This window comes from Methanobacterium sp. CWC-01, assembly GCF_030323845.1.
Taxonomy (GTDB): Archaea; Methanobacteriota; Methanobacteria; order Methanobacteriales; family Methanobacteriaceae; genus Methanobacterium; species Methanobacterium aridiramus.
The window spans coordinates 539729-562526 of sequence record NZ_CP040735.1 but is presented as its reverse complement, the minus strand read 5'-3'; the positions used below and the strand labels follow the sequence as shown (position 1 = coordinate 562526).

General features: G+C 43.6%; 25 protein-coding genes. 14 read left to right on the top strand and 11 right to left on the bottom strand.

Features of this window, described 5'->3' with window-relative positions:
• The first annotated feature begins 383 nt into the window (after positions 1 to 383).
• The 5 genes from hypD to FGU46_RS02910 are packed head-to-tail and all read left to right on the top strand — an operon-like array spanning position 384 to position 4889.
• Positions 384 to 1433, top strand: coding sequence for a hydrogenase formation protein HypD (gene hypD, locus FGU46_RS02930; protein ID WP_286478515.1), 1050 nt, complete (start codon positions 384 to 386; stop codon positions 1431 to 1433).
• The gene (locus tag FGU46_RS02925) at positions 1426 to 2115 is read left to right on the top strand and encodes a phosphoglycolate phosphatase (RefSeq protein WP_286476348.1); all 690 of its coding nucleotides are present in this window, start codon (positions 1426 to 1428) and stop codon (positions 2113 to 2115) included. The genes hypD and FGU46_RS02925 overlap by 8 nt, the downstream gene beginning before the upstream one ends.
• Positions 2115 to 3416 (top strand): TldD/PmbA family protein, encoded by a 1302-nt coding sequence (locus tag FGU46_RS02920; protein WP_286478513.1) that lies wholly within the window; start codon positions 2115 to 2117, stop codon positions 3414 to 3416. The genes FGU46_RS02925 and FGU46_RS02920 overlap by 1 nt, the downstream gene beginning before the upstream one ends.
• Positions 3417 to 3437: 21 nt before the next feature.
• Complete coding sequence (locus FGU46_RS02915) at positions 3438 to 4442, top strand: radical SAM protein (protein ID WP_286476345.1); 1005 nt, start codon at positions 3438 to 3440, stop codon at positions 4440 to 4442.
• A gap of 30 nt (positions 4443 to 4472) precedes the next feature.
• Positions 4473 to 4889, top strand: a complete 417-nt coding sequence (locus FGU46_RS02910) for a zinc ribbon domain-containing protein (protein WP_286476342.1) — start codon at positions 4473 to 4475, stop codon at positions 4887 to 4889.
• Positions 4890 to 4943: 54 nt separating this feature from the next.
• Here FGU46_RS02910 and FGU46_RS02905 read toward each other — a convergent pair whose 3' ends face one another.
• The 10 genes from FGU46_RS02905 to FGU46_RS02860 form a co-directional block, all read right to left on the bottom strand.
• A complete protein-coding gene (locus FGU46_RS02905; protein ID WP_286476339.1) occupies positions 4944 to 6197 on the bottom strand; it encodes a methanogenesis marker 16 metalloprotein in 1254 nt (417 codons plus the stop codon).
• A gap of 264 nt (positions 6198 to 6461) precedes the next feature.
• Positions 6462 to 9200 carry an alanine--tRNA ligase gene (gene alaS, locus FGU46_RS02900; protein WP_286476337.1) on the bottom strand — a complete coding sequence of 913 codons (2739 nt, stop codon included), beginning with the start codon at positions 9198 to 9200 and terminating at the stop codon, positions 6462 to 6464.
• Between the two features lie 146 nt (positions 9201 to 9346).
• The gene (gene rpl12p / locus FGU46_RS02895; protein ID WP_286476335.1) at positions 9347 to 9652 is read right to left on the bottom strand and encodes a 50S ribosomal protein P1; all 306 of its coding nucleotides are present in this window, start codon (positions 9650 to 9652) and stop codon (positions 9347 to 9349) included.
• A gap of 34 nt (positions 9653 to 9686) precedes the next feature.
• Complete coding sequence (locus tag FGU46_RS02890; protein WP_286476333.1) at positions 9687 to 10691, bottom strand: 50S ribosomal protein L10; 1005 nt, start codon at positions 10689 to 10691, stop codon at positions 9687 to 9689.
• The gene (locus FGU46_RS02885) at positions 10692 to 11330 is read right to left on the bottom strand and encodes a 50S ribosomal protein L1 (protein ID WP_286476331.1); all 639 of its coding nucleotides are present in this window, start codon (positions 11328 to 11330) and stop codon (positions 10692 to 10694) included.
• 99 nt (positions 11331 to 11429) lie between these two features.
• On the bottom strand, positions 11430 to 11918 hold the full coding sequence (locus FGU46_RS02880; protein WP_286476329.1) for a 50S ribosomal protein L11: 489 nt from the start codon (positions 11916 to 11918) through the stop codon (positions 11430 to 11432).
• Positions 11918 to 12361, bottom strand: coding sequence for a transcription elongation factor Spt5 (locus FGU46_RS02875; protein ID WP_286476326.1), 444 nt, complete (start codon positions 12359 to 12361; stop codon positions 11918 to 11920). Before FGU46_RS02875 ends, FGU46_RS02880 begins: the two co-directional genes overlap by 1 nt.
• A 34-nt stretch (positions 12362 to 12395) precedes the next feature.
• Positions 12396 to 12578, bottom strand: coding sequence for a protein translocase SEC61 complex subunit gamma (locus FGU46_RS02870; RefSeq protein WP_286476324.1), 183 nt, complete (start codon positions 12576 to 12578; stop codon positions 12396 to 12398).
• Positions 12579 to 12807: 229 nt separating this feature from the next.
• Positions 12808 to 13962: a cell division protein FtsZ gene (gene ftsZ, locus FGU46_RS02865; protein WP_415926580.1), complete on the bottom strand. Its 1155-nt coding sequence runs from the start codon at positions 13960 to 13962 to the stop codon at positions 12808 to 12810.
• A gap of 260 nt (positions 13963 to 14222) precedes the next feature.
• Positions 14223 to 14786, bottom strand: coding sequence for a pyruvate kinase alpha/beta domain-containing protein (locus FGU46_RS02860; RefSeq protein ID WP_286476322.1), 564 nt, complete (start codon positions 14784 to 14786; stop codon positions 14223 to 14225).
• A gap of 156 nt (positions 14787 to 14942) precedes the next feature.
• Here FGU46_RS02860 and comA point away from each other — a divergent pair, with 156 nt between their 5' ends.
• Both comA and FGU46_RS02850 read left to right on the top strand, forming a co-directional pair.
• A complete protein-coding gene (gene comA, locus FGU46_RS02855) occupies positions 14943 to 15716 on the top strand; it encodes a phosphosulfolactate synthase (RefSeq protein ID WP_286476320.1) in 774 nt (257 codons plus the stop codon).
• Entirely contained in the window at positions 15716 to 16486 is a 771-nt protein-coding gene (locus FGU46_RS02850; RefSeq protein ID WP_286476318.1) for an ATP-binding cassette domain-containing protein, read from the top strand. Before comA ends, FGU46_RS02850 begins: the two co-directional genes overlap by 1 nt.
• 112 nt (positions 16487 to 16598) lie before the next feature.
• On the opposite strand, the gene FGU46_RS02845 is transcribed toward FGU46_RS02850, so the two are convergent.
• A complete protein-coding gene (locus FGU46_RS02845) occupies positions 16599 to 17078 on the bottom strand; it encodes a tetratricopeptide repeat protein (protein ID WP_286476316.1) in 480 nt (159 codons plus the stop codon).
• A 165-nt stretch (positions 17079 to 17243) separates the two neighbouring features.
• On the opposite strand from FGU46_RS02845, the gene FGU46_RS02840 reads away from it, so the two are divergent.
• The 7 genes from FGU46_RS02840 to larE all read left to right on the top strand — a co-directional run bounded on the left by FGU46_RS02840 (position 17244) and on the right by larE (position 22754).
• Positions 17244 to 17945, top strand: coding sequence for a GTP-binding protein (locus FGU46_RS02840; RefSeq protein ID WP_286476314.1), 702 nt, complete (start codon positions 17244 to 17246; stop codon positions 17943 to 17945).
• 5 nt (positions 17946 to 17950) lie between these two features.
• Positions 17951 to 18634: a (Fe-S)-binding protein gene (locus FGU46_RS02835; protein WP_286476312.1), complete on the top strand. Its 684-nt coding sequence runs from the start codon at positions 17951 to 17953 to the stop codon at positions 18632 to 18634.
• 29 nt (positions 18635 to 18663) lie between these two features.
• Positions 18664 to 19521, top strand: a complete 858-nt coding sequence (locus FGU46_RS02830) for a coenzyme F420-0:L-glutamate ligase (RefSeq protein WP_286476310.1) — start codon at positions 18664 to 18666, stop codon at positions 19519 to 19521.
• 316 nt (positions 19522 to 19837) lie between these two features.
• Positions 19838 to 20392: a transcription factor E gene (gene tfe, locus FGU46_RS02825; protein ID WP_286476308.1), complete on the top strand. Its 555-nt coding sequence runs from the start codon at positions 19838 to 19840 to the stop codon at positions 20390 to 20392.
• Positions 20393 to 20437: 45 nt separating this feature from the next.
• The gene (locus FGU46_RS02820) at positions 20438 to 20932 is read left to right on the top strand and encodes a TIGR00295 family protein (RefSeq protein ID WP_286476305.1); all 495 of its coding nucleotides are present in this window, start codon (positions 20438 to 20440) and stop codon (positions 20930 to 20932) included.
• An 80-nt stretch (positions 20933 to 21012) separates the two neighbouring features.
• Positions 21013 to 21669 carry a TfuA-related McrA-glycine thioamidation protein gene (locus FGU46_RS02815; protein WP_286476303.1) on the top strand — a complete coding sequence of 219 codons (657 nt, stop codon included), beginning with the start codon at positions 21013 to 21015 and terminating at the stop codon, positions 21667 to 21669.
• 23 nt (positions 21670 to 21692) lie between these two features.
• Positions 21693 to 22754, top strand: coding sequence for an ATP-dependent sacrificial sulfur transferase LarE (gene larE / locus FGU46_RS02810; protein WP_286476301.1), 1062 nt, complete (start codon positions 21693 to 21695; stop codon positions 22752 to 22754).
• The last annotated feature ends 44 nt before the right edge of the window (positions 22755 to 22798 follow it).

The window sequence follows — 22798 nt, the reverse complement described above, 5'->3', positions numbered from 1 at the left end:
AATATTTACAGGGAACGTATAGATTATAGTTTTGAAATTACAATATTTAACTGTAACTAGGCAGTGCTTTTACCAGTCACAAATAGTTTTATTGGGCAGTAATCAAGTAATATCAGGGATAAATATGACCCAGCGGCTGATAATCGTGTTTTTTGTTGAAAAATGCCTGGAAGATTTAATTTGTTCTAACTTTTTAGAGCAGTCTGCAAGAAAATAGTACGTCTGTTATAATCTACATTGGCTGGAAGTTTTTTATGTACTTTAGGCATATAAAATTAATTCAAGACACTAAAGTTAGATACACTTTAAAACATTAAACTGAGACAATGAGAACTTCAGAATCTTTCATTCACATGTGACTTTTGAAGATTAAGGTGCCCACTATGAAGAACCTTTCAAGAGAGATCCTAAAACGTATCGAAAAGATTGCCCGCCCCGTGAAGATCATGCACGTGTGCGGATCCCATGAACACACCATAATGCAGCATGGAATTAGAACTTTACTCCCACCGGAAGTGGAAGTGGTGGCTGGTCCAGGCTGTCCAGTATGTTGTGTACCCTCCCGGGAGGTTGATGAATGTCTGGAACTGGCTCGACAGGGGGTAACTATAGCCACCTTCGGTGACATGCTAAGGGTTCCCGGCAGTAAAGGTTCCCTGGCCGAGGCCAAAGCCGAAGGAGCTGACGTACGTGTGGTTTACGGTGTTAGAAATGCAGTGGAAATGTCACAGAAGTTTGATAAGGAGGTGGTGTTCATGTCTGCTGGTTTTGAGACCACGGCCCCTACTACTGCTGCTGAACTGGTAGCGGAACCTCCTGAAAACTTCTCTATACTATCCTGTCACCGGCTAATACCGCCTGCTCTTCAATTTTTGATAGAGTCTGGTGAGGTTAATCTAAATGCTCTCATAGAACCAGGACACGTTTCTACCATCATAGGGACCGGTCCTTACCAGATATTTTCCGAAAAATACGGCATTCCCCAGGTGGTAGCAGGTTTCAACCCCCTTGATGTCCTCATGTCGGTGTACATGATTCTTAAGCAGATAAATGAGGGCAAAGCACTGGTCCAGAACGAGTACCAGCGAGCCGTAAGGGAGGAAGGAAATCTGAAGGCCCAAAAACTTTTAGAAGAGGTCTTCTACATTAAAACCAGGGAATGGAGAGGGTTCCCAGATATACCTAATTCTGTTTATGAAGTTCGGGATGAATTCTCTCAGTATAATGCCCGGCAGAAATTCGATCTCCATGTGGAGCCATCCCAGGAAGTTGCAACGGGATGTCTGTGCGGCCCCATACTTCGGGGAGTGGCCCGTCCTGAGGATTGTGCACTATTTAAGGACAAATGCACACCTACCAATCCTATAGGGGCTTGTATGGTCAGTAAAGAGGGTACGTGTAATATAGCGTACCGTTACGGTTCATTTGTATAGGGAGGATGATCTTATCTCCATTAAAGCCTTGGCCTTGGACGTGGATGGCACCATTACTGACCAGAAACGTAGATTATGCCCTGGGGCCCTGGAGGCCATAAGAAAAGTTGAAGACCGGGGGATTCCCGTCATCATCGTAACCGGAAACATACTCTGTTCCACCAAAACCATATCTATCCTCCTGGGAACCACCGGAGGGTTGGTAGCTGAAAATGGTGGGGTAATTGAGTATGCGGGCGAAATATCGGTACTGGGTAATCTGGAAAAATGTGAAAGGGCCTTCCAACATCTCAGGAAATTATACGACGTTAAAAAGGTGGAGTACTCATCAGCCCGTGTCTCGGAAATAGCCTTGGAGCGCAGCCTACCTGTAAAGAAGGTTAAGGAAGCCCTGAAAAGTTGGGATGTGGAAGTATACGACACCCAATTCGCGTTACATCTAACTGATCCGGCAGTGAATAAGGGATTGTCACTCCTTAAAGTTGCCAAAAACATGGGAATTAATCCTGAGGAGATAATGGCTATTGGGGATAGTGAAAATGACCTGGAATTTTTAGAACAAGCTGGCTGGAAGGTAGCGGTGGCCAATTCTGACCCGGAACTTAAGATTAAAGCTGATTATGTCACCGAAAAGCCCTATGGAGATGGGGTGAATGAAGCAATTAGGAGGTTCTTACTGTGATGGAAGAGTTGGCACACGAAGCTCTAGATAAAGCCCGGAAATTGGTAGATGAAGCTGAAATCTATTTAGAAAAAGAAGAAGGCCTAGATGTTGACATACAGAAGGATAGGGTGGGTTTTGCCAAGAAAGTGTACTCCCTGGGAATGGGTATAAGGGTTATTGTCCAGGGAAGGATGGGCTTTGCCTACACCACCAACCTGGACTTGATGGATGAAACGGTCCAGAAGGCAGCAGACAGTGCCAGGGCCAACCTCCCTGATGAAAACTTCAAATTCGCCTCTCTAAGTAGCTATCCTATTGTAAAAGATCTTTATGATAAGCGGGCTGAATATCTTGATGTAGAAGAAGCGGTTGATTTTGGTAAACTTTTAGTATCCACCGCCCTGGAAGAAGGCTGTCAGCCTACATCCGGTGGTTATGCTGTGGGTTACAGAAATAGTGTATTATTAAATTCTCAGGGAGCTGAGTGTAAAAATTCTTCCACCGTGTTCTCTGGTTTTATATCAGTCAATGCCCGGGATGGGGAAAGGGTCTCCACCGCACATGAATCCCACTCCTCCTGTCAGATGGAGCTGGATCCAGAAAAAATTGCAGGTAAGGCTTGCAGGATAGCCTTGGATTCCAGGGGAGGTGAACCAGTGGAAACTGGAAGCATGATGGTAGTGCTGGATCATCAAGCCGCGGCTGGACTTCTTTCCACCTTCACCCAGGCCATCAACGGGGATAACGTTCAAAGAGGACGTTCCATCTATGCTGGAAAGGAAGGAGAACAGGTGGCTGCAGATGGACTTCATATTTATGATGATGGTACAATTAACGGAGGTCTCTATTCATCCCATGGGGATGGAGAGGGAACACCCACCCAGAGAACCACCCTAATTAAGGATGGAGTTCTCCAGAATTTTATATATGATATTTACACGGCCCAAAAAGGCAATATGGAAAGCACTGGTAATGGAATGAGGACTTCCTATGCTGATATGCCTTCAGTCAGTCTAAGCAACTTACTTGTGGAATTTGAAAACTACCCGGACATAAATGAAGTCCAGGAGGGTTGTTTGGTTACCGATGTGCTGGGAGCACACACTGCCAACCCCATATCCGGTGATTTTTCGGTAGAGGCCATGAATGCTTTTCTAATTAAGGATGGGGAGATTGAAGGGCCGGTGAAGAAGGCTATGCTTTCGGGTAACATATTCGAAATATTAAAGGACGTTAAGGGAATATCCGGAGAGAAAAGACAACTGGGTCCCTTCATTATTCCTCAGTTGTTATGTTCCAACCTTCGGGTGGTAGGATAACCTTTTTAAAAGAGGTTAAATATGATAGATGATGCCCTTAAAACCTATTATGAAGTTAGTCAGGATAAAAGAGCATCAAAATATAAAACCGCCTCCCATACTCCTGCCTCAAATTCAGAAACTCTAAAAAGTTTATGGAAAGAACATCAGAATGTCATAGATCACCTAAAAACTCTGAATACTACTCCTGATGCTTATTCTAATTTCTCTTTTATGGATCTTAAAATCAAAATTGCCGGGATTTTATTCACCGAATGCGTGTTCTGCCCCAGAAGATGCCAGGTTGATCGAAGAGTTAAACCTGGCGTCTGCGGTGTAACAGAACCCCTAGTAACCTCTGAATTCATGCACCTTGGAGAGGAAGCTCTTCTGATTCCTAGTCATACCATTTTTTTTGCTGGTTGTAATTTAAAGTGTGTTTACTGTCAGAACTCGGATATAAGCCAAAATCCTAAATTAGGAATGAAAGTAAGCCCCTCTACCCTGGCTAGGAGAATTGACCTGCGTCGAAGGGAAGGGTCACGGAATGTGAATTTTGTGGGAGGAGATCCCGCCCCCAACTTGCACTACATTTTAAAAACCATGAACTTAACCAGAGAGAATATTCCGTTGGTCTGGAATAGCAACATGTACCTCTCCCAGGAGTCCATGCAGCTGTTGGAAGGTTTTGCAGACTTATACTTGACCGACTTCAAGTACGGAAATGATGAATGTGCCCGGAGGCTTTCCGGTGTTCCCGATTACATGGAGGTGGTGGGAACTAATCATAAGTGGGCTAGACAAGGGGGAGATATGATCATCAGGCATTTGGTTCTACCGGGCCATGTGGAGTGCTGTTCTTTACCCCTGATACAATGGATACACCGAAATTTAGGTGCAGATGTGGTCATAAATATCATGGACCAGTATCAGCCCCATTACCAGGCCTTCCATTATGATGAGTTATCCAGACCAACATCTCCACTAGAAGTTTCTGAAGTGGTGGATTATGCCAGAGACCTGGGCTTTATAAATATCATAAACTAACATATGGTGTAAAAGGAGTCGTAACTAGACATGAAATGCCGTAACTGTGGTGGAGAAATAAGGCCCGAAGATATTTACTGTAATCAATGCGGAATGGAATTATCTGGCAGGGAATATAAACCACGAGGGAAAAAAAGAAGATTATTCCAGGAGAATGGAGATTACAAGCCTCTGCAGAACAAGTTTATGAAGGGAGAATATCAGGAGCAGCAGGCCGATCCATATTACTCGGATGAGGATTATTATCATGAACCGGAAGAGGCCTACGATTATGTGGAATATCCTGATTATGGTGATTACAGGGAGTCTACGGAGATAGAAGAGGGGGAAACTTCTATCTGGGGGACTTTAATTCTGTTCCTGGTCCTGGCTCTGGTGGTGGGATTTGTGGTGGGGCTGCTGATTTTCACCAGCGACGCCCAGAACATTTTATCACTGGGAACTTAAATCAAGAACTTAAATCAAGAACTTAAATCAAGAACTTATCAAGTAAATAGACTATTAAAATCTTAAACTAAATTTTCCCTGAATAATTCGGTTTTTGAGTTCTGCTGCCAGTTCCCGGGCACGTTTAATATCGGACTGGCGACAGGTCACAGGTATCTCAATTACTTCATCATCACAATCCATTTTCACCTGTCCAGTGTTCATGTGAAAGATCTGGTAGGGACAGGCAAAGCTGCACATCCCACACCCGAAGCATCGTTTAAGATTCAAATAGTTTTTTTGGAAGGCCCCAGTGGGGCACCTTTCCTCCACCAGACACTGCTGGCAACGTCGACAGTCCTCCTCCTTGTACACCGGTCTCTCATCAACATCTCTCCACACCGCTCCGTAATCAGTTTCACCTAAAACACTATGTCTCCCTCTGATATCGGTAATAGGGAGTGTAATCTCTTCATTTTTTATGAAGGTTCTTTTTAGTATGGAATCATCCAGGATGGGGATGGCAGTGGCTACACTGTTGTAGACTTCTGGCCCGGCACCGGTGAGATAACCTCCCAGATAGTGGGAATCCATTCCACGCATATCTGCAGTAAGCATCATGTTTGGTTTATGGGGAGTGCTTCTGGTGCCCTGTCCGATAAAAATGCCTTCGGAATTGTTAAGAAGTACATTAGCACCTTTCTTGAGAGTATTCAGTTCCGGATCATTTTGTAGGGGGTTCAGTTCCCCACAACCAGAGAATGAAAGTCCTTTAAATGGTCCTAACATGTCTACAGCATTAAATATCGATGAAATCGGTTGAGATGTGGGATTCACGAAAGCAGTGTAGTTTTTGAAGGCAAACCTGGTTCCCAACAGTTGGGCAGTTCCAAAATCATCCAGAGTGGCTGGAGTTCTAAGAACGTTACCTTCTGATGATTCCACTTCCACTTCTATCTCTTTACCCTTCACAAGATCCTTGAAAAGGAATCCGCCCCCATAATTAGGATCATTCAAGCTGTGTGTGGTTCCATAAATAACAAAATCAACAGATCCCAGCCATTCATTAGGACATGGCCCTGGAAATCCAGGTATACCATTTAATAGAATATGGTTAGCCTTTTTAAACGCTCCTGGCTCGGCCACTGGCAGATGAAAAATAGCCAGGGTTCCAGACATAATACCGCAGGTACCGGTGGTTATTACATCCACATCAGCCGTTGTGACCTCTTCTCCCTCTAAAACCATTTTAGTAACTTCTTCAGCGGTTAAGACGTTTGCTTCTCCACTTTCTATCCTGGCCTCTATTTCTTGGATGGTGCGTTTCATGAAAATTAGCCCCTGGGGTTTTGAATGTTTTCTTTTATTATTCTATTATCTAATGAGGTTAGGGATTATTCATTAAACCCATTATTCATTAAACCCTTCTTATCTCCTGAGTAGTTATGTGAGATTAAACTTCTTCAAATTCTGGAGGGTTAGACATCCTCCTTAACAACCTTTAAGCCCTTCTTCAGGTTTAAGACATTAAAGGCTTCATCCAAAACAGAAAATGACGGTTTGATCCGATAAGAATTGAATTCCTCTGCGGTTTTAGATAAACCCGTTAAGACTCTTTTGGGATAATCTGCTCTTTATGTCATTGTAAACAAATTCTAGGGCTTCATTCATCTTTTCCGGATGACGGCCGGCGCCCTGGGCCAGTTGTGGTTTACCTCCACCACCTCCACCTAACACACCAGCGGCTCCCTTAATGATCTTATTGATCTTAATTCCACGCTTCAAGGCCTTTTCAGATACAGCTCCTACTATCTTACCTTCTGGACTTCCTACTACTGCAATATCCACATCTTCCTTCTCAACCAACTCGGTGACGATTTTGATTAGTTCCGGCATTTCAGCGTCGATGGTATCCCTGATCAAGTTAAGGCCACTGATTTGTTCGGAATTTCCAGCTATTCCCTCTTTTTTAAGGGCAGCCACCTGTCCCTGAAGACGTTTTATATCATTCTTAAAGGCCTTCCACTCGGTGAAGAACCGATCCGCAGTTTTAGGGAGTTGGTCCGGGGTTACCTTAAACACCGTGGCGCTGTCCCGAAGTTGGGTTTCACTCTCCTGCAGGGCTTCCACCGCGGCCCTACCTGCTGAGAACTCTAAACGTTCCACTCCGTCCTGTATACGTTCGGTCCGGTTGATCTTGACCAGACCAATGTCTCCAGTCCGGTTTACATGGGTTCCAGCGCAGGCCTGCACATCGATCTCTGGAATCTGCACCACCCTTATCTTGGAACCAGGAACCACTCCTCCCTGGTATAGTACAAATCCATAGGTCTTTTCCGCTTCGGTACGGTCCATCCAAGTAGTTTTAATTTCCAGGTTATCCATGACCCATTGGTTGGCCAGAAGTTCTATTCGCTGCAGTTCCTCGGTCTTTATGCGTTTGTAGTGTGAAAGGTCGATTCGAGATTTTTTTATTCCTTTCTGGGCCCCAGCCTGCCAGATATGGTCCCCCAGTATCTGCCGGCCAGCAGCCACGACCAGGTGAGTTGCAGTGTGGTTACGGGTGAGGGCCAGACGCCGATCCCAGTCTACTGTGCCTTTAATAATCGTCCCTGGCTTGGGATCAAGTTGGTTTAGACTTTCAGGATGCACATGATGCAGTACCACCGTACCTACCTTTTCAGCGTGTGAAACCTTCAGCTTTTCTCCTTTTATATCCAGGTAACCAATATCAGATGGCTGACCACCTCCCTCTGGATAGAAAAGTGTTTGATCAAGGATTATCCCGTTCTCATGGATGCCCTGAATTTGGGCCTGAAATTTATTCTCCTGCGGTTTATCATAGAATAGTAGTTCCGTATCTGGATAATTCAGCTTCAGGGGAGCTTCCTCTTCAGTAGCTTCCTTGGAGTGCTCCTCAGCTACCAGGGTGTAGAAGTTGTCCGGTATGGTCACCGGGAAGTTTTCCTCAAGGGCCAGTTCTTCCACGGTTTCGGGTGGTATTCCATGGGAGTCATAAAGTTTGATAAGCATCTCAAGGGGCATATCATCTTTTTTCTCTTTTTTCAGATGTTTAATGCTTTTTCTAACCATCTGCTGTCCCTTGCGGATGGTTTTATGGTAACGTTTCTCCTCCAGATCCATAACCCGGAGCACATGCTCCTGGTGGTTCCGAATTTCCGGGTAAGTCTGGGAGAGAAAGTCCATCTGTATCTCCATAACTTCCCGCAGGGACTGTTTCAGTCCCAGCTCCTTCATAAAACGTATGGTCCGGCGCAGTACTAGCCGGGCCAAGTATCCCTCCTTGACGTTGGAAGGTATCACCCCATCGGCCAGCATGAAACCTAAACAGCGGGTGTGATCGGCGATGATGTAGATGGCCTCCATGGGTCGGGTGGACCTGGTCAACTCATCCAGGGATAAATCTAAGCGATCAGCCACCCTCTGCCGAAGGATCTTAAGGTCTGCAATGTCTTCGATGTCCATCATACCGGCAACTTGAGCGTTTTCTGATAATATGCGTTCATCAAATTCCACCCTAGCCATTTCCTTCAACTGGTCTATTACCGGGCCAAAGGAGGCGTCATAGGCGGTGGGTGTGCCCTGGGAAATCCAGGCGAAACGTTCCAATCCGTAACCGGTGTCCACGATTTTTAAGGGGATCTCTTCCCTTTCCCCTCCGGGAAGGGTGCGGTACTGAATGAATACCAGGGTGGCCAGTTCCACTCCTCTTACACAGACTTCGTAACAAGGACCGGCGTTACCCCCTCCTTCCCACCAGGACTCGATGAAGGTGATTTCCTCGGGATTTATGCCCAGATGGGCTATGAAATCGTGACAGTATTTCACAGTCTCATCCTGCCAGTAAATATTGTTTTCAAGAGAATTAAAGGCGTGATGGCCACCCATGGTGAAGCAGGTCATGTGCCGGCCAGTCCGTCCCACGTTGTCCACATCGTTAAGACGAATGGATGGCTGGGCAACTACCAGAGGATTGGCCGGGGGTTCCACCAGGCCACTGGTTACCCAGGGTTGGAAGTTGTAGATGGAGGCACCAACCAGGAAAACATCGTCCCGCCATCTCTTGGCCAGCACCGGATAACGTCGGATGGGTGTGTGTCCCCTTTCTTTAAAAAAACGGGTGAAAATATCCTGAATCGAGAAAAGATCATATTTTTGACTGGTCGCAGGATCCCCAATAAATGAGTACTCATCACAGGGGGCGTCTCCACACGTATCACGGCCTCCAATGGACCAAAAATCGTTACCACAAGTTTTACAAGCTTTCTTGGTGTATCCAAGTTCTTTCAACTGTTGGGACATGATAATCATCGGTGAAATTTTTTAAAAAACTTATAATTATCCCTGGATTTGATCCCTATTAACTAAGTATTTATCCTTTGATTAGGGATGCTAATGAATTAAAATAAAAAAATAAGTAAAAAAGTCAAAGTAAGATACTTTGACGGGAAGTGGATCTATCCGAAGAGAGCGCCGAGACCGGCAGCAGCTTCTTCTTCTTTTTCCTCTTCTTCTTCCTCTTCTTCCTCAGCTTCAGCTTCTTCAGCTTCAGCTGGGGCAGCGGCAGCTACAGGAGCAGCAGCAGCTACGGCAGTTTTCTCCATAGCTTCTTCTATGTCCACATCCTCTAATGCGGCGATCAGGGCTTTAACCCTGGCTTCGTCCACTTCGGACCCGGCTGCTTCTAAAACTTTCTTCACATTATCTTCGTTTATGTCCTGACTTGCAGAGTGTAGTAACATTGCTGCGTATATGTATTCCATGAGATCACCTCAAATTTCTTAAATTTTAGTTTAATCATCCGAAGAGGGCTCCCAGCCCAGCGGCGGCATCCTCTTCTTTTTCCTCTTCCTCTTCCTCTTCCTCTTCTTCCTCTTCTTCTTTATCCTCGGACACTGCTGTTGATGTGGCCTGAGCACTTATCTTCTCTTGAAGTTCATCGTCCAGGGCATCACCATCCTTGGCAGATAACTCGGATGCCAAAGCCAGCATCTGAGCGTAAGCCTTGGCCAGGATAAGATCAGTGGTTTTAGAAGTTAATATATCTGCATTCAGAGCCAAGTTCAGGGACTGGCCGGCAGCCTTGGATATTAACAGAGGCATGGACTCGTCGGTAAACACCACTGCGTTCACGGCTAGGTTTATAGCCTGTGAGTAGACTTTTTGTATATCTGTAATGGTCTTCTCCAAGTCAATGGTTAGAATATCAGAGGTATAAACAGTTTCATCCTCATAAGCGGCCTTGAGGTCGATTCCTACCTCCAGAGGATATATTTCCAGTCTGGTTAGCATACTGGCTACATCCCTGGAGATTTCTTCTCCCTCGGCAACTATGGTTTTATCCTCGGTAATAACTATTTTTCCCTTTTCGATCTTGGCTGGAATTCCTATCTTTTGCAACTCCCCCAGGACCGGTCCAGGTAGGAAAGAAGTATCTCCCTTGGGCACCACAATGTCGGCAGTGGCTATACTTCCTGCTCGGGCAGGAGCTGGGGTTTTACTTTCCTCCAGTATCTTGTATAGCTTGAAGGGGTTCATGTCCGTGAAGATCATGGCTGGTTGTCCGGCCATGAAGTCAGACAGTTCCTTTATATTGTTCTTCTGGGACTGGTCCAGAGCCAGGTTCATCAGGTTTATCCGGGACATCTTAAGCTGGGCATTACCCCGCAGGTTTTCCCTCATCTTTTGCATCTGAGGGGCAGGTATGTCTTCCAGATTAGCTATTCCCACAACCGGATGACTATCGATAAGGTTTTGAAGATCTTTTACTTCTTCCTTTTTCCACTGTGCAACGTGTGCCATTTAGATCACCCTCGCTACTGGGCCCATGGTGGTCTTCACGTACATGGACTTAATCTGGCTACGTCCTTTCTCCAGTTTCTGGTCCAGCACGCCCAGCACAGCTTCAATGTTATCGGCAATATCTTCATCTCCCATCTCTTGAGAGCCTACTAGCGCCTGTACCACTGGCTGATCCTTTATTCTCACCTTTACGGTGCCTTTCAGTTTCTCCATGAGTGGTTCGGGTTTGGCTGAAGCTGGAACCGGTTTGGGCATTTTCTTCCGGGGTCCTAAAACAGGTCCCAGGAACCTACCCACCAGGGGCATCATATCGGCCTGGGCCACGAAGAAATCGTGACGGTTAGCCATCTTTTTTGCCTCTTTACGGTCTTTACCCAGTTCTTCCAAGTCGGCCTTGTTGATCACCAGATCAGCCCCGGCATTTTTGGCCAGAAGGGCCAGTTCACCGTCGGCTATAAAGGCGATCTTAACCGGTTTTCCTCTTCCATTAGGGAGAAACACTTCTTCGTCTATGCGGTTTTCTGGCTTTCTCACGTCTAAATCCTTGATGGTGATTACCACATCAACGGATTGTGTGAAGTTTCTCGGCTTTGCTTCTTCCTTAGCCTTCTTCACCGCTTCTAAGATCTCTTGTTTCATCCAATTCCTCCATGAACTTCTCAGGTGAAAAGTTCAACGTATTCTGATGTGAATGCCATTTTTGGTTTAATTATCTCATTAATGAATCATTTATGAAATTCACGATTTCTGCACCAGTACACTGTCGTAGACTCCTTCATCCACTTCTTTCTGGACTTCACGGGGGTCTTTACCCTCAACGGTAATTCCCATACTCACGCAGGTACCAATGATCTCCTTGGCAGCGTTTTTGTAATTCGGTGACAGGAGGGCATCGAATTTCATCCGGGCAATCTTAAGGGCCTGTTCCATTTTGAGGTCAGCCACCTTTTCCAGCCCGGGATCCTGGGATCCTTTCTCGATTTTCAATTCGTCCATGATCAGTGCGGTGGTTGGGGGTGTTCCCACTTCCACTTGGAATTCCTTGGTAGAGGAATCTACAATGATCTTCACTGGCACTTTCATACCATCAAAGTCTGCTGTTTTTTGATTGATCTGTTCCACCACTTGCATCATGTTGATGCCCAGGGGTCCAATAGCGGGACCTAAGGGTGGTCCTGGAGTGGCTTTTCCGCCGTCTATGAGAATTTCTACGGTTTCACTTGCCATTAGTCTGCCTCCTTCTGTATTAATCTTATTTGATCACCTTTAACTGTAACCGGGATGGGAACTGCTGCTTCAATGAGTTCCAGAACTACATCTTCTTTAGATTCATCTATTCTAACTACTTTGGCCTTTTCTCCTTTAAAAGGCCCAGATATGAGTTCTACAATGCTTCCCTTCTGGATGGAAGATAGTATAGGTTCGGGATTTAAGAAGTTTTTTATCTCCTCGTAGGGTATTTCCCCTTCGATGGAACCCTTCATATGAGGCACCTTGAAGGCCGGGTTTTGCATGTCCAGCTTGGTGGTGGACTCTACCAGAATATATCCCCTGAGACTTTCTGGAACCAGTATGGAACTAACTCCAATCCCGCTGTTTTTGACATTCCTGGCTATTATGCGGGCCACGTTTTTTTCCTGACCCACCAGGGTTCTTATTGCATAGATCAAAATACCACTTACCCAAAAATATTAGTCTGGATCATTATGCCCCTAACAGTTGGGCAATTATGCTGATTATAAAACCTACCACGCCTATGATTATGATTCCGATTCCAGTTATCTTGGAAACATTCAAATACTCATCACGGTCTGGTTTTTTGGATACGTGCAGTACCCTCTGGCACTGTTTTAGAAAACTGACCACAGACTCTTTGTTCAAATTCATAAAAATACCCGTTTCATGCTGATTTCTTATTAAAAGAAAGTATGAAAAATCTAGATAGAACAAAATAAATTATTGTGTGAGGGGTTTATAAACCTTTCCATGTAGGGGGTAGGAAGAAAATGGTCGATGGAACCACCTATAGTGGAACCCCTCAATTTATACAATCAGGGGAGGGTGTTGATGCCTTCTTATGGACTGACAAAGTCCGATGGGAACTAAAAGAGGTTTCTTAAAAAACACCATCGATGAATTCTTCTAGGGAAGATTCAGGGGCCTTTTCTTGTTGCCTTTCGCCCACGCCCACGAATTCTCCTTCACCAGGAACACCAAATATGTGTGGTGATTTAACTCCAGCCACCACTATGGTGGTGCGGATGGTGTTCTGTAAGTCTTCCTGAATCTGAGTACCCCAGATTATGTTGGCATCAGGATCTAGTTCATCAGCCACGATCTGCACTACATTTTCAGCTTCTTGCAGGGTCAGATCTGAGCTTCCAGATATGTTAACTAGGGCTCCTTTGGCATTGGAGATGTCCAGATCTAATAGGGGACTGTTTAATGCTTCGTGAACAGATTCTATGGCCCGGTCACCGGAGTCAGATTCTCCCATTCCAATCATGGCCATTCCGGATCCCTTCATTATGCTGCGGATGTCAGCAAAGTCCAGACTAACCAATCCAGGTTTGGTTATGAGTTCGGTGATTCCCTTAACTGCCCGACCTAGAAGTTCATCAGCCACCATGAATGCCTTGTTAATAGGTAGATTAGGTGCTACTTCCAGGAGTTTATCATTGGGGATCACGATTACAGTATCAGCTGCGTTCTGTAATTTCTCCAGGCCAGTTTCTGCATTTTCTCTTCTACGGAGACCTTCTGCGCTGAAGGGCATGGTTGCCACGGCGATGGTTAGAGCACCAATCTTTTTGGCCAGCTTGGATATAACTGGGGCAGAACCTGTACCAGTTCCCCCGCCCAGACCACAAGTCACGAAAACCATGTCCGCTCCTTCTAGTCTATCTTTGATATCTTGCTCACTTTCCTCCGCACTTTCTTCACCAACATCCGGAATGCCTCCGGCACCTAAACCTCCACAGGTATCTTTACCTATGAGTATCTTATGGTTGGCTGTTGAATAGAAAAGATCCTGGGCATCGGTGTTCAGGGAAATAGTTTTAGCACCTTCGATCCCGATATCAGTAAGTCGAGAAACGGTATTGTTTCCAGCGCCCCCTGCACCAATCACTAAAATTTTGGCCCGGCTACGCTTTATGATGTCTTCCAGTTCTTGGTCAATACTGTTGTCGTATTCACCACGCTTGCTAATGTCTGATCTATTCCTTCTATTTTCAGATTCTTTTATGGTATTGTTTATAAGAGATTTCAATTCCTACCCCCACTTGTAGAGTTGTTATACTTAATTGTGTTATTGTTTTTACTTATATTTAAAAGCAACGGTTTTTTGACCTATTATTTTCCTTCCAGCAAACAATTTTTAACTCTTATGAGTAGATCATCATCAACTTTAACTCTTATGAGTAGATCATCACCATCATAAGACCGTGAAGTCATTGTGTTCTTAACATGTTCACTATTATGGCACTGAAAACTTAGGGGGGCAAGTTAACCTTCAGCACTCCCCAATGATTAGGGTCGGGGCATTGCAATTATTTCTCTAACCCGAAGTTCAAAGAAGTTGCTCATGTGGGCAGACTTCAATACCAGGGCAGAATCAACACCCCTAGCTGTACCTCCAATGGCTATTACTTCTTCATCTGTGGGAATGAGCCCTGCATCAGCTGCCATGATGCTGATCTCAACACAAACCTTCACTCCCTGAGAAAACATCCTTAATGTTTCGGCTATTATTTCAACTGGAGTCACACCACCAAATTTATTGCTTATACCTCTTCCCACGCCCGAGAGAGCATGTGTACCAACGTATACAGGTATGCCCCTTTTTTCAAGTACTTCCTGGTATTCTGGGTTCAGTTCCAATTCATCCCCACCCCTGAATCCAGCATGGTGGGTGATACTTATGATCTTAGCATCAGGAATGGCATTAGCTAATTTCAGACTACTTTCACCACTAACCGAAGCCACAACCATGGTTTTAATACCCAATTCCGCGGCTCGTTTTTTCACCAGTTCTATTAATCTGTCTGTATTTTCTATACCTGGGTTTTCAAAGTATTCTATCTTTTTTTCCATAGAACCACCACTTATTGGTTAATCTTTATTTAAGCTACTATAAATAGGCTAAAAATGGAGTATGAACGGGATTTTGTGTCAGGATCCTTTCCAGATAATTTATATATAATAGGGATGTTTTAGATATCAAAAGCATATAAAAAGTGGTGATAATGATTGCACGCTTTTGATTTTCTCACTCAAGATCGCAAACCCCAACCCGGCACCGGAATTACTATGATGTTGGATAAAGGTCTGGGCCCGAGGGCAGTAAAGGATCTACTGGAAGTTTCTGGTAAATACATAGATCTTGCCAAACTTGGATGGGGAACCTCTGCTCTTCATAGTAGAGAAATTATCATCGAGAAAATTGACTTGTACAAGTCATACAGTGTTAAACCTTATCCTGGCGGTACTCTGTTAGAGGTGGCTTTCATCCAGAATAAACTGGATCAATACTTAATGGAGGCACAGCAACTGGGATTTGAGGCCATTGAGATCTCGGACGGCACCATTGAAATTTCACCCGAAGATCGGGTTGAGATCATCGGCAAAGTTAAGGATTGTGGATTTAAAGCCATATCCGAAGTGGGAAAAAAGGATCCTAGAAAAGACAAGGAAATTGAACTCCACCGGAAGGTGGATATGGTTAACGAAGATATAAATTCCGGCGCCGACTGGGTTATTCTGGAGGCCCGTGAAGGAGGAAAGGGCATCGGTATTTATGATGAGAAAGGAAATGTTAAAGAAGATGAAGTTCAATTCTTCATGGATAAAACCAAACCCGAGATGATAATCTGGGAAGCTCCCCAGAAAAATCAGCAAGTATATTTCATACTGAACATGGGTCCCAACGTGAACCTGGGTAACATAGCCCCAGACGAGATAATCTCACTGGAAACCATGCGTAGAGGTCTCAGAGGAGATACTTTGGGAAAGGTGAATTTGTAATGATTGAGAAGATAACCATCAAGGGCGGCTACGACAAACAGGGGAATCAAGAACCTCTGAAAGAAGTAATCATTAAAAAAGGAGAAATCTTCGGAGTAGTAGGACCTACTGGGAGTGGTAAAAGTTCCCTCATTGGCGATATTGAACAACTAGCCCAGGAAGACACCTTCTCCAAGCGAAAGATCCTGGTTAATGATAAAGAACCTAGTTACGAAGACAGAACCGATCCTCGCAAGAAGATGGTTGCCCAACTGTCTCAGAACATGAACTTCCTGGCAGATATGTCTGTAGGGGACTTTTTAAGTCTACATGCTAAATGCAGGGGAGCCAGCAATACCTGCGTAGATAAAGTAGTGAAACTGGCCAACACCCTCACTGGTGAACCCATAAAAAAAGAACATGAACTCACTATCCTGAGTGGGGGCCAATCAAGAGCGTTGATGGTGGCAGATGTGGCTATAATCAGTAACTCACCTATTGTTCTGATAGATGAGATTGAAAACGCCGGAATAAGGAAACATGATGCTCTGAAAGTTTTGGCTGGTCACGGAAAAATTGTTTTAGTAGTCACCCACGACCCGGTGCTGGCTTTAATGACCGACAAGCGTATTGTGATGAGAAACGGTGGAATGGAAAAGGTGGTAGGTACCACGCCATCTGAGAAGGAGATCTCACGTAAACTCAACAAGATTGATGAATTGATGCTCAGTTTAAGGGAAAAAGTCCGAAATGGAGAGGTCATCGAGGACATTGAAGACATTGAATTTTAATTAGAATCTAATTACCTAATGAATGAAATTCTTACCTGTTATTGAATCCGTATTTATTTCTTTATCAGATTATACGACCTTTCTGGGTAAATTTCCTATGGGCTTCATTAATCTATATTTTTTTTGAAACCAGACTAAGGAGTTCATGTGCTTCTTTAAAATCTGAATCCATTTCAATGACATTCTGAAGTAAATCAATGGCCTTTTTATACTCTTTAAGGGAATACAAACCCTTAGCTTGTAGGTATAAGGCAAATTTGTAGAAGTGGTCCTCCTGAGAATATCTGGCCAGAAATATGTCAAAGGTTTCCACCGATTCCCTGTACTGTTCTAAAATCAAAAGAACGTATCCTCTATTATACCAGGCCATATTATCTAGTGAATTTAGCTGAATTACTTGATCGAAACAATTAAGGGCTTCTTGATACTCTCCAAGCTCTAAAAGGGCCACTCCCTTATTATTCCAGGCCGGGAAATATTTATCATCAATCTCCAAGGCTCTTTCCAAAAATTCTAAAGATTTTTGTACCTGTCCCTGGCCAAGGAATGAGAGGGCCTGATCGTAATACATTTTCACTTCTCTTCGGGCCATGTTCTACATCTCCACTTAAAAATTATTTGGAACCATCCTTAAAATAATATGTTTAAATGAGTAAAATCTTTAACAATAAGAAGAAAAGATATTTCTTGTTCTATTTTACACAATGAATTAAAAAAAATTTGAAATACAAACTCAATTCAACTAGTATGTGATAATATGCGAATGGTAATCGTGGCTGGTACCCCCGGCTCGGGGAAAACAGCTGTGCTCATACATGCCCTGCGTAGTTTAAAGGAACAGGGTTTTAAACCAGCGGTGGTCAAGGTGGATTGTCTGTACACCGATGATGGAAAGAAATTCGACAAGGTAGGTGTGCCTAACCTGGTGGGTCTGTCCATGGACATGTGCCCCGACCACTTCGCCATCTACAACTTGGAAGACATGATTAAATGGGCTCAGGAGAATGAGGCCGACTTTCTAGTTATAGAAACTGCTGGCCTATGCCATCGTTGTGCCCCTTTCACCAGGAACTCCCTGGGTGTGTGTGTAATCGACGCCACCAGCGGTCCCAACACCCCCCTTAAGGTGGGACCATTCTTATCCACCTCGGATATTGCAGTGGTAACCAAGGGGGACATGATTTCCCAGGCGGAAAGGGAGATATTCCGGGAGAGAGTTCTGGAAGTAAATCCTCAGTGTAAAATAATTGATGCCAATGGTTTAAGCGGTCAGGGTTGTGCTGAACTTGCGGAAGAAATGATGAAATCACAGGAAGTTTCCCTGGATGATGAAAATCTTCGTCACTCCGCCCCACTGGCGGTGTGCACCCTATGTGTAGGGGAAACCAAGGTTAACAAGAAATACCATCGAGGTATCCTGCGTCGTATTGATGGATTCCAGAGTTACGAGGGAGAATAGGTCCCATGGCTAAAAAGATAAATGTTAACCAGAGGGATAAGCTGGTTCAACTATTACCAGGCTACAACTGTGGAATCTGCGGTTACGCTCGTTGCGATGAATTCGCAGCCTCTCTTTTAAGAAAACGCTCCCAATTGGAAAAATGCCGATTCATGTTCCAGGAACTTTTTGATGAGAACCGTGAGAGGGCGGAAGCAATACTTAAAGAAGAAAAGATCATAGCTCCTGAGGAGAAGGTCGTAGGGGTTCTGGACGGCTATGAAGCGGATTTCATATTAAAACCGCTCCCTGAGGAACATTCCTGCAGGGAGGTACTTTATCCCTTTACCCGGGAAGAACTTAAGAAAGGTGACATAATCCGCTATCGGCCGCTGGGCTGTCCCATCATTCATTTTGGCGAAATACTGGATGAAAACCATGGACTCATAACCGTACACCTGGTGGGGCCCTGTCACAGGGTCAACCCCCAAGTTGATTTCCCCTATAAGGAAGTGGGCGTCTGTATGGTGGGTGGTTTTGAAGGTATCATCGAAGGAAAACTTCCTGCCGTGGGAGAAACCGTCCGATTTCTCCCATTCCACTGCATGATGCAGAAGGTTCACTCGGGAGTGGTGGTACAACTGGAGGGCCGTAAAGCAGTTATTGAGGGAATAGATCTCAAAGTTTGGGCACCTCCCATTAAAGGATGATTAATTTTAAACTTAGATCCGGTTCAGCCATGAAAACAGCTTTTCAGATCCCCCAAAAATCATATAAGACTATTCCTGTTCGTACCAACTATATCAAACCCAGCCAGTCTTATGATATAATCATCGACGCATTAGAAGATAACGTGGAAAATAATGATTTTTTGGTAATTTCTGAAACACCCATCGCCATATCCCAGGGAAGAATCGTGGATGAATCACAGTTCAAACCGTCCTGGGCAGCTTACCTACTGGCAGATTGGTGGTCTAAGTATCTATGGGGCTACATTCTGGGCCCATTATTCGGTGTAAAAAAAAGGACAGTTAGGAACCTTAAAAGACTCCCCGCAGAGGCTAGATCTCATAAAGAGTTGATTTTAAGATATTACGGATGGAGACATGCCCTTAAACCTGCATCAGAAGCTGGTGTCGATCTGAGTAATGCTCCTGAAACATATGTGTCTTTGCTCCCGGAACAACCTGAGAAAGTAGTGGAGGATATCAGTTCCAAAATATACTCTAGAACTGGTAAAAAAGTTACTGTAATCGTTATAGATACTGATGCAACTTATAGGTTTGCTGGAATTAATTTTACATCCTTACCATATGCTGTATCGCAAATAAAGAGTAATTTGGGTATTTTTGCTTATTTATTGGGGCGGATTGGAACTATTCAGGGGCCCACTCCTTTAGCTGTTTCCAGGGCCATGGGCCTTGAAAAGATTCTGGAAGTAGCTTTAATGGCTGAGGAGTGTCAAAAAGAGAATGAGATAAATATGGAAACGATTTATGACATGACCCGAACCTTTGAGGAGGGCTTTTCGGGTGTAACAGTTGATATGCTGGATTCCATCCCCCACACTCCTGCTGTTATTGTAAGAATCATCTAGAACTTATTAAACCCCTTATATTTACTGCATTAATTCAACAAAATTTAAATAGTAATATGTCAATATATAGGTGTACTACAGGAAGGTGTTTTTTAACCCCCTCAATAGAATAAAGCCTTAAATTTATATAAAATTGTGTTTCTCCTTATGAAGGCAAAATATTTAACTTCAGAAACATGTATTTAGGCCAATTTAATGGCTAGCAGGTTTGACCTGTAAGATTTAGGCGACTATTATAAGGGCTTGAATTTGAAGGGATTCATAATGAGAGTATAGAATACATAAGAGCCCTATCTCGCCTTAGGAGGACTTATAAATGCTCAAGCTCAATGATCTTATAATTCAAGGAATTCTAAACCATCCTGAAGATGAAGGAGTGACCGAAATGCTAAACGACTACACTGTGCAGGAAATTATCACGGGCATCACTGCTGATGAGGAAAACAGCATCCCGATTATTCAGTGTTTATTATCTGGCAAAACCACCGATGAAGAAATTGCAGAAAAAACTGAAATAAGGCTCAACATTGTCCGCAGGATTTTATACAAATTATATGATGCTGGAGCAGCCAGTTATAAGCGTAGTAAAGATCCTGAAACCCAGTGGTACACTTACAACTGGAAATTTGAGGAAGAAAAAATCTCTGAAATCATTAATAAAAAATGTGAAAACTACTCCCGCGAAATTAATGAATCACTGGAGTATGAAGAAGATAATATGTTCTTCATCTGCAGTAACAATTGCCGCTACAACTTTGAAGAGGCCTCTGAGAATAACTTCATCTGTCCGGATTGTGGATCTAAATTGGAATTCCATGACAACTCTAAAATCATCATGGAATTAAAAGAACTGAAGGAAAAAATAAGTTAAAAATTAAATCTACTTTTAAAATCTAAACTGCTTGAGGGCGTCCATTTGATTTTTGACATTTATGAAAAACTTGACTGCCCTGAAGAAGTTATTAAACATTGCCAAGTGGTTGAAAAAAGAGCACTTACTCTGGCCAGAAATTTTTCACTACAGGTAGATATGGATCTTATCAAAAACGGTGCACTACTGCATGATGTGGGCCGATGTCAATCCAACGACATTTATCATGCCATTGTAGGTGCTAAAATACTGGAAAAAATGGAGTTTTCTCCTGAACTAACTCGAATAGTTGAAAGGCATATTGGGGCAGGAATACCCCCCCAGGAAGCCCTGGAGTTAGGTTTACCTCCCAAAGATTACACTCCCCAGACCCTGGAAGAGAAGATCGTGGCCCATGCCGATAACCTGGTTCATAACCAGGAAGAGGTGGGCTTGAAATTTGTTCTTAAGAAATGGAAAAAACGTCTAGGGGCAGAACATCCCTCTTTAAACCGTTTAAAAAGGCTGCATCAGGAAGTGGCTGGTTCTGACTTTCTTTGATCAATAGATCTCTTAATTGGATCAAAAAATTATTTTTCCATTAGATTCAATTCAAATACAGAAGACTTCGGGTGTGAATTTTGGAAAAAAACAGGATCATAATCTTCACCGGCCCTTCTTTAAGTCATGAAGAAGCACAAAAGATCTTAAAGGCAGACTACAGGCCCCCCGTAGGCCGAGGTGATGTCATTAATGCTATCAAAGATCATCCGGTTATAATCGGCATAGTTGATGGAGTCTTTCACCAACAACCAGCAGTAGCCCACCGGGAGATTATAGATGCACTGAAAAGAGGTATCATCGTAGTGGGTGGTGCCAGTATGGGTGCGTTGCGAGCAGCAGAACTGGAGGATATGGGAATGATTGGTGTGGGAATCGTTTTTCAAGCCTATAAAGATGGTATGGTAGAATCGGATGATGATGTGGCGGTGGTCTTTGATCCATCCACCCATGAACAGCTTTCCGAGGCCCTAGTGAGTATGAAGTATAACTTCGATGAAGCTGCCCGGAAAGGCATAATATCCTATGAAGAATCAGATCATCTTTATAAAGTTGCTAAGGCTATTTATTATCCAAAAAGGACTTATAATTCAGTTTTCAGATACTCTGATCTGGAAGATGAAAAAATAACTAAGTTGAAAAGATTTTTAGACCAGGAAGGGCTGGATATAAAAAAACAAGATGCAAAAGCAGTTTTAAATCATATAATAAATCATATTAAAAATAAATCCCATTAAATCTTTTAAAAATTAAGGCCACCATGAGACTTGAAGATAAACTTGACAAATTAAAAAACTACTTCCAAGATGTTAAGGTGATAATTGCCTTTTCCGGAGGTGCCGACAGCACACTTCTGGCTAAAATAGCACAAGAATGTTCGACAGAGGCTTGGGCCGTAACTGTTGATAACGGAGCAATGCCCTCCAGTTTTGTACATAATGCCGTGGAAATTGCCAGGAAAATAGGCATCCACCATCTAGTTCTTGAAGAAGACCTTCTTGAAAATCCTAATTTCGCATCTAACCCTCCTAACCGCTGTTACCTATGTAAAAAAAGCATTCACGGGCGAATTAGCGAAATCCTTAGCGAGAAAGGTTTTGATTTTGTGGCCGACGGTACCAACTTCACGGACCTTTTCGAAGACCGACCAGGTGTGGAGGTTAACTACCGGGGGGACATTAAAATGCCCCTGGTGGAGGTGGGATTGAGTGCTATGGAAGTAAGAGAATTATTAAATGACATGGAAATTTCTTATTCACCATTTACTACCTGTCTGGCTACCAGGATATCTTCTGGAAGTTTTTTAACCATGAATAAATTTAAACGGATTGACTATGCGGAAAAACTCTTAAGGAAGCTTTCAGACACGGAACTTTTAAGGGTCCGTGATGAAGATGGGACCGCCGTTATTGAAATGGATTACTGTGATCTTTTAGATAATCAAACCTTGACCTATGTTGATTCCGAACTTAAAGCAGTCGGTTTTAAAAAAGTTACTTTAGATCTGGCTGGTTCCCACCAGCATAAAAATGATTTGGTTATTCACAAGCCCTGTCAGGGTGATAAAAAGCGGATAATGTTTGAAACTGAACTACCTTACCTAGTGGATCTTGAAAAAAGCTGTGAAGGGTTAAAAGAGTTAGGAATCGTCAAATGTTCACTGGATATGGGGGTGGCCCAGATTAAACTGGATGAAATAAAGGTTACCCTCTTTTCCAAAGGAAAAATCGTGGCTCGCGGTGTTAAAGATAGGGATGGTGCTGAAAACATCCTTCATCAGTTGATGCCTCAAATCCGGCGAAAATTAGAAGATTCGTATTAAAAGATTAGTAATAAGAGTACTGAATGCTTTATTTAAAGAATTAA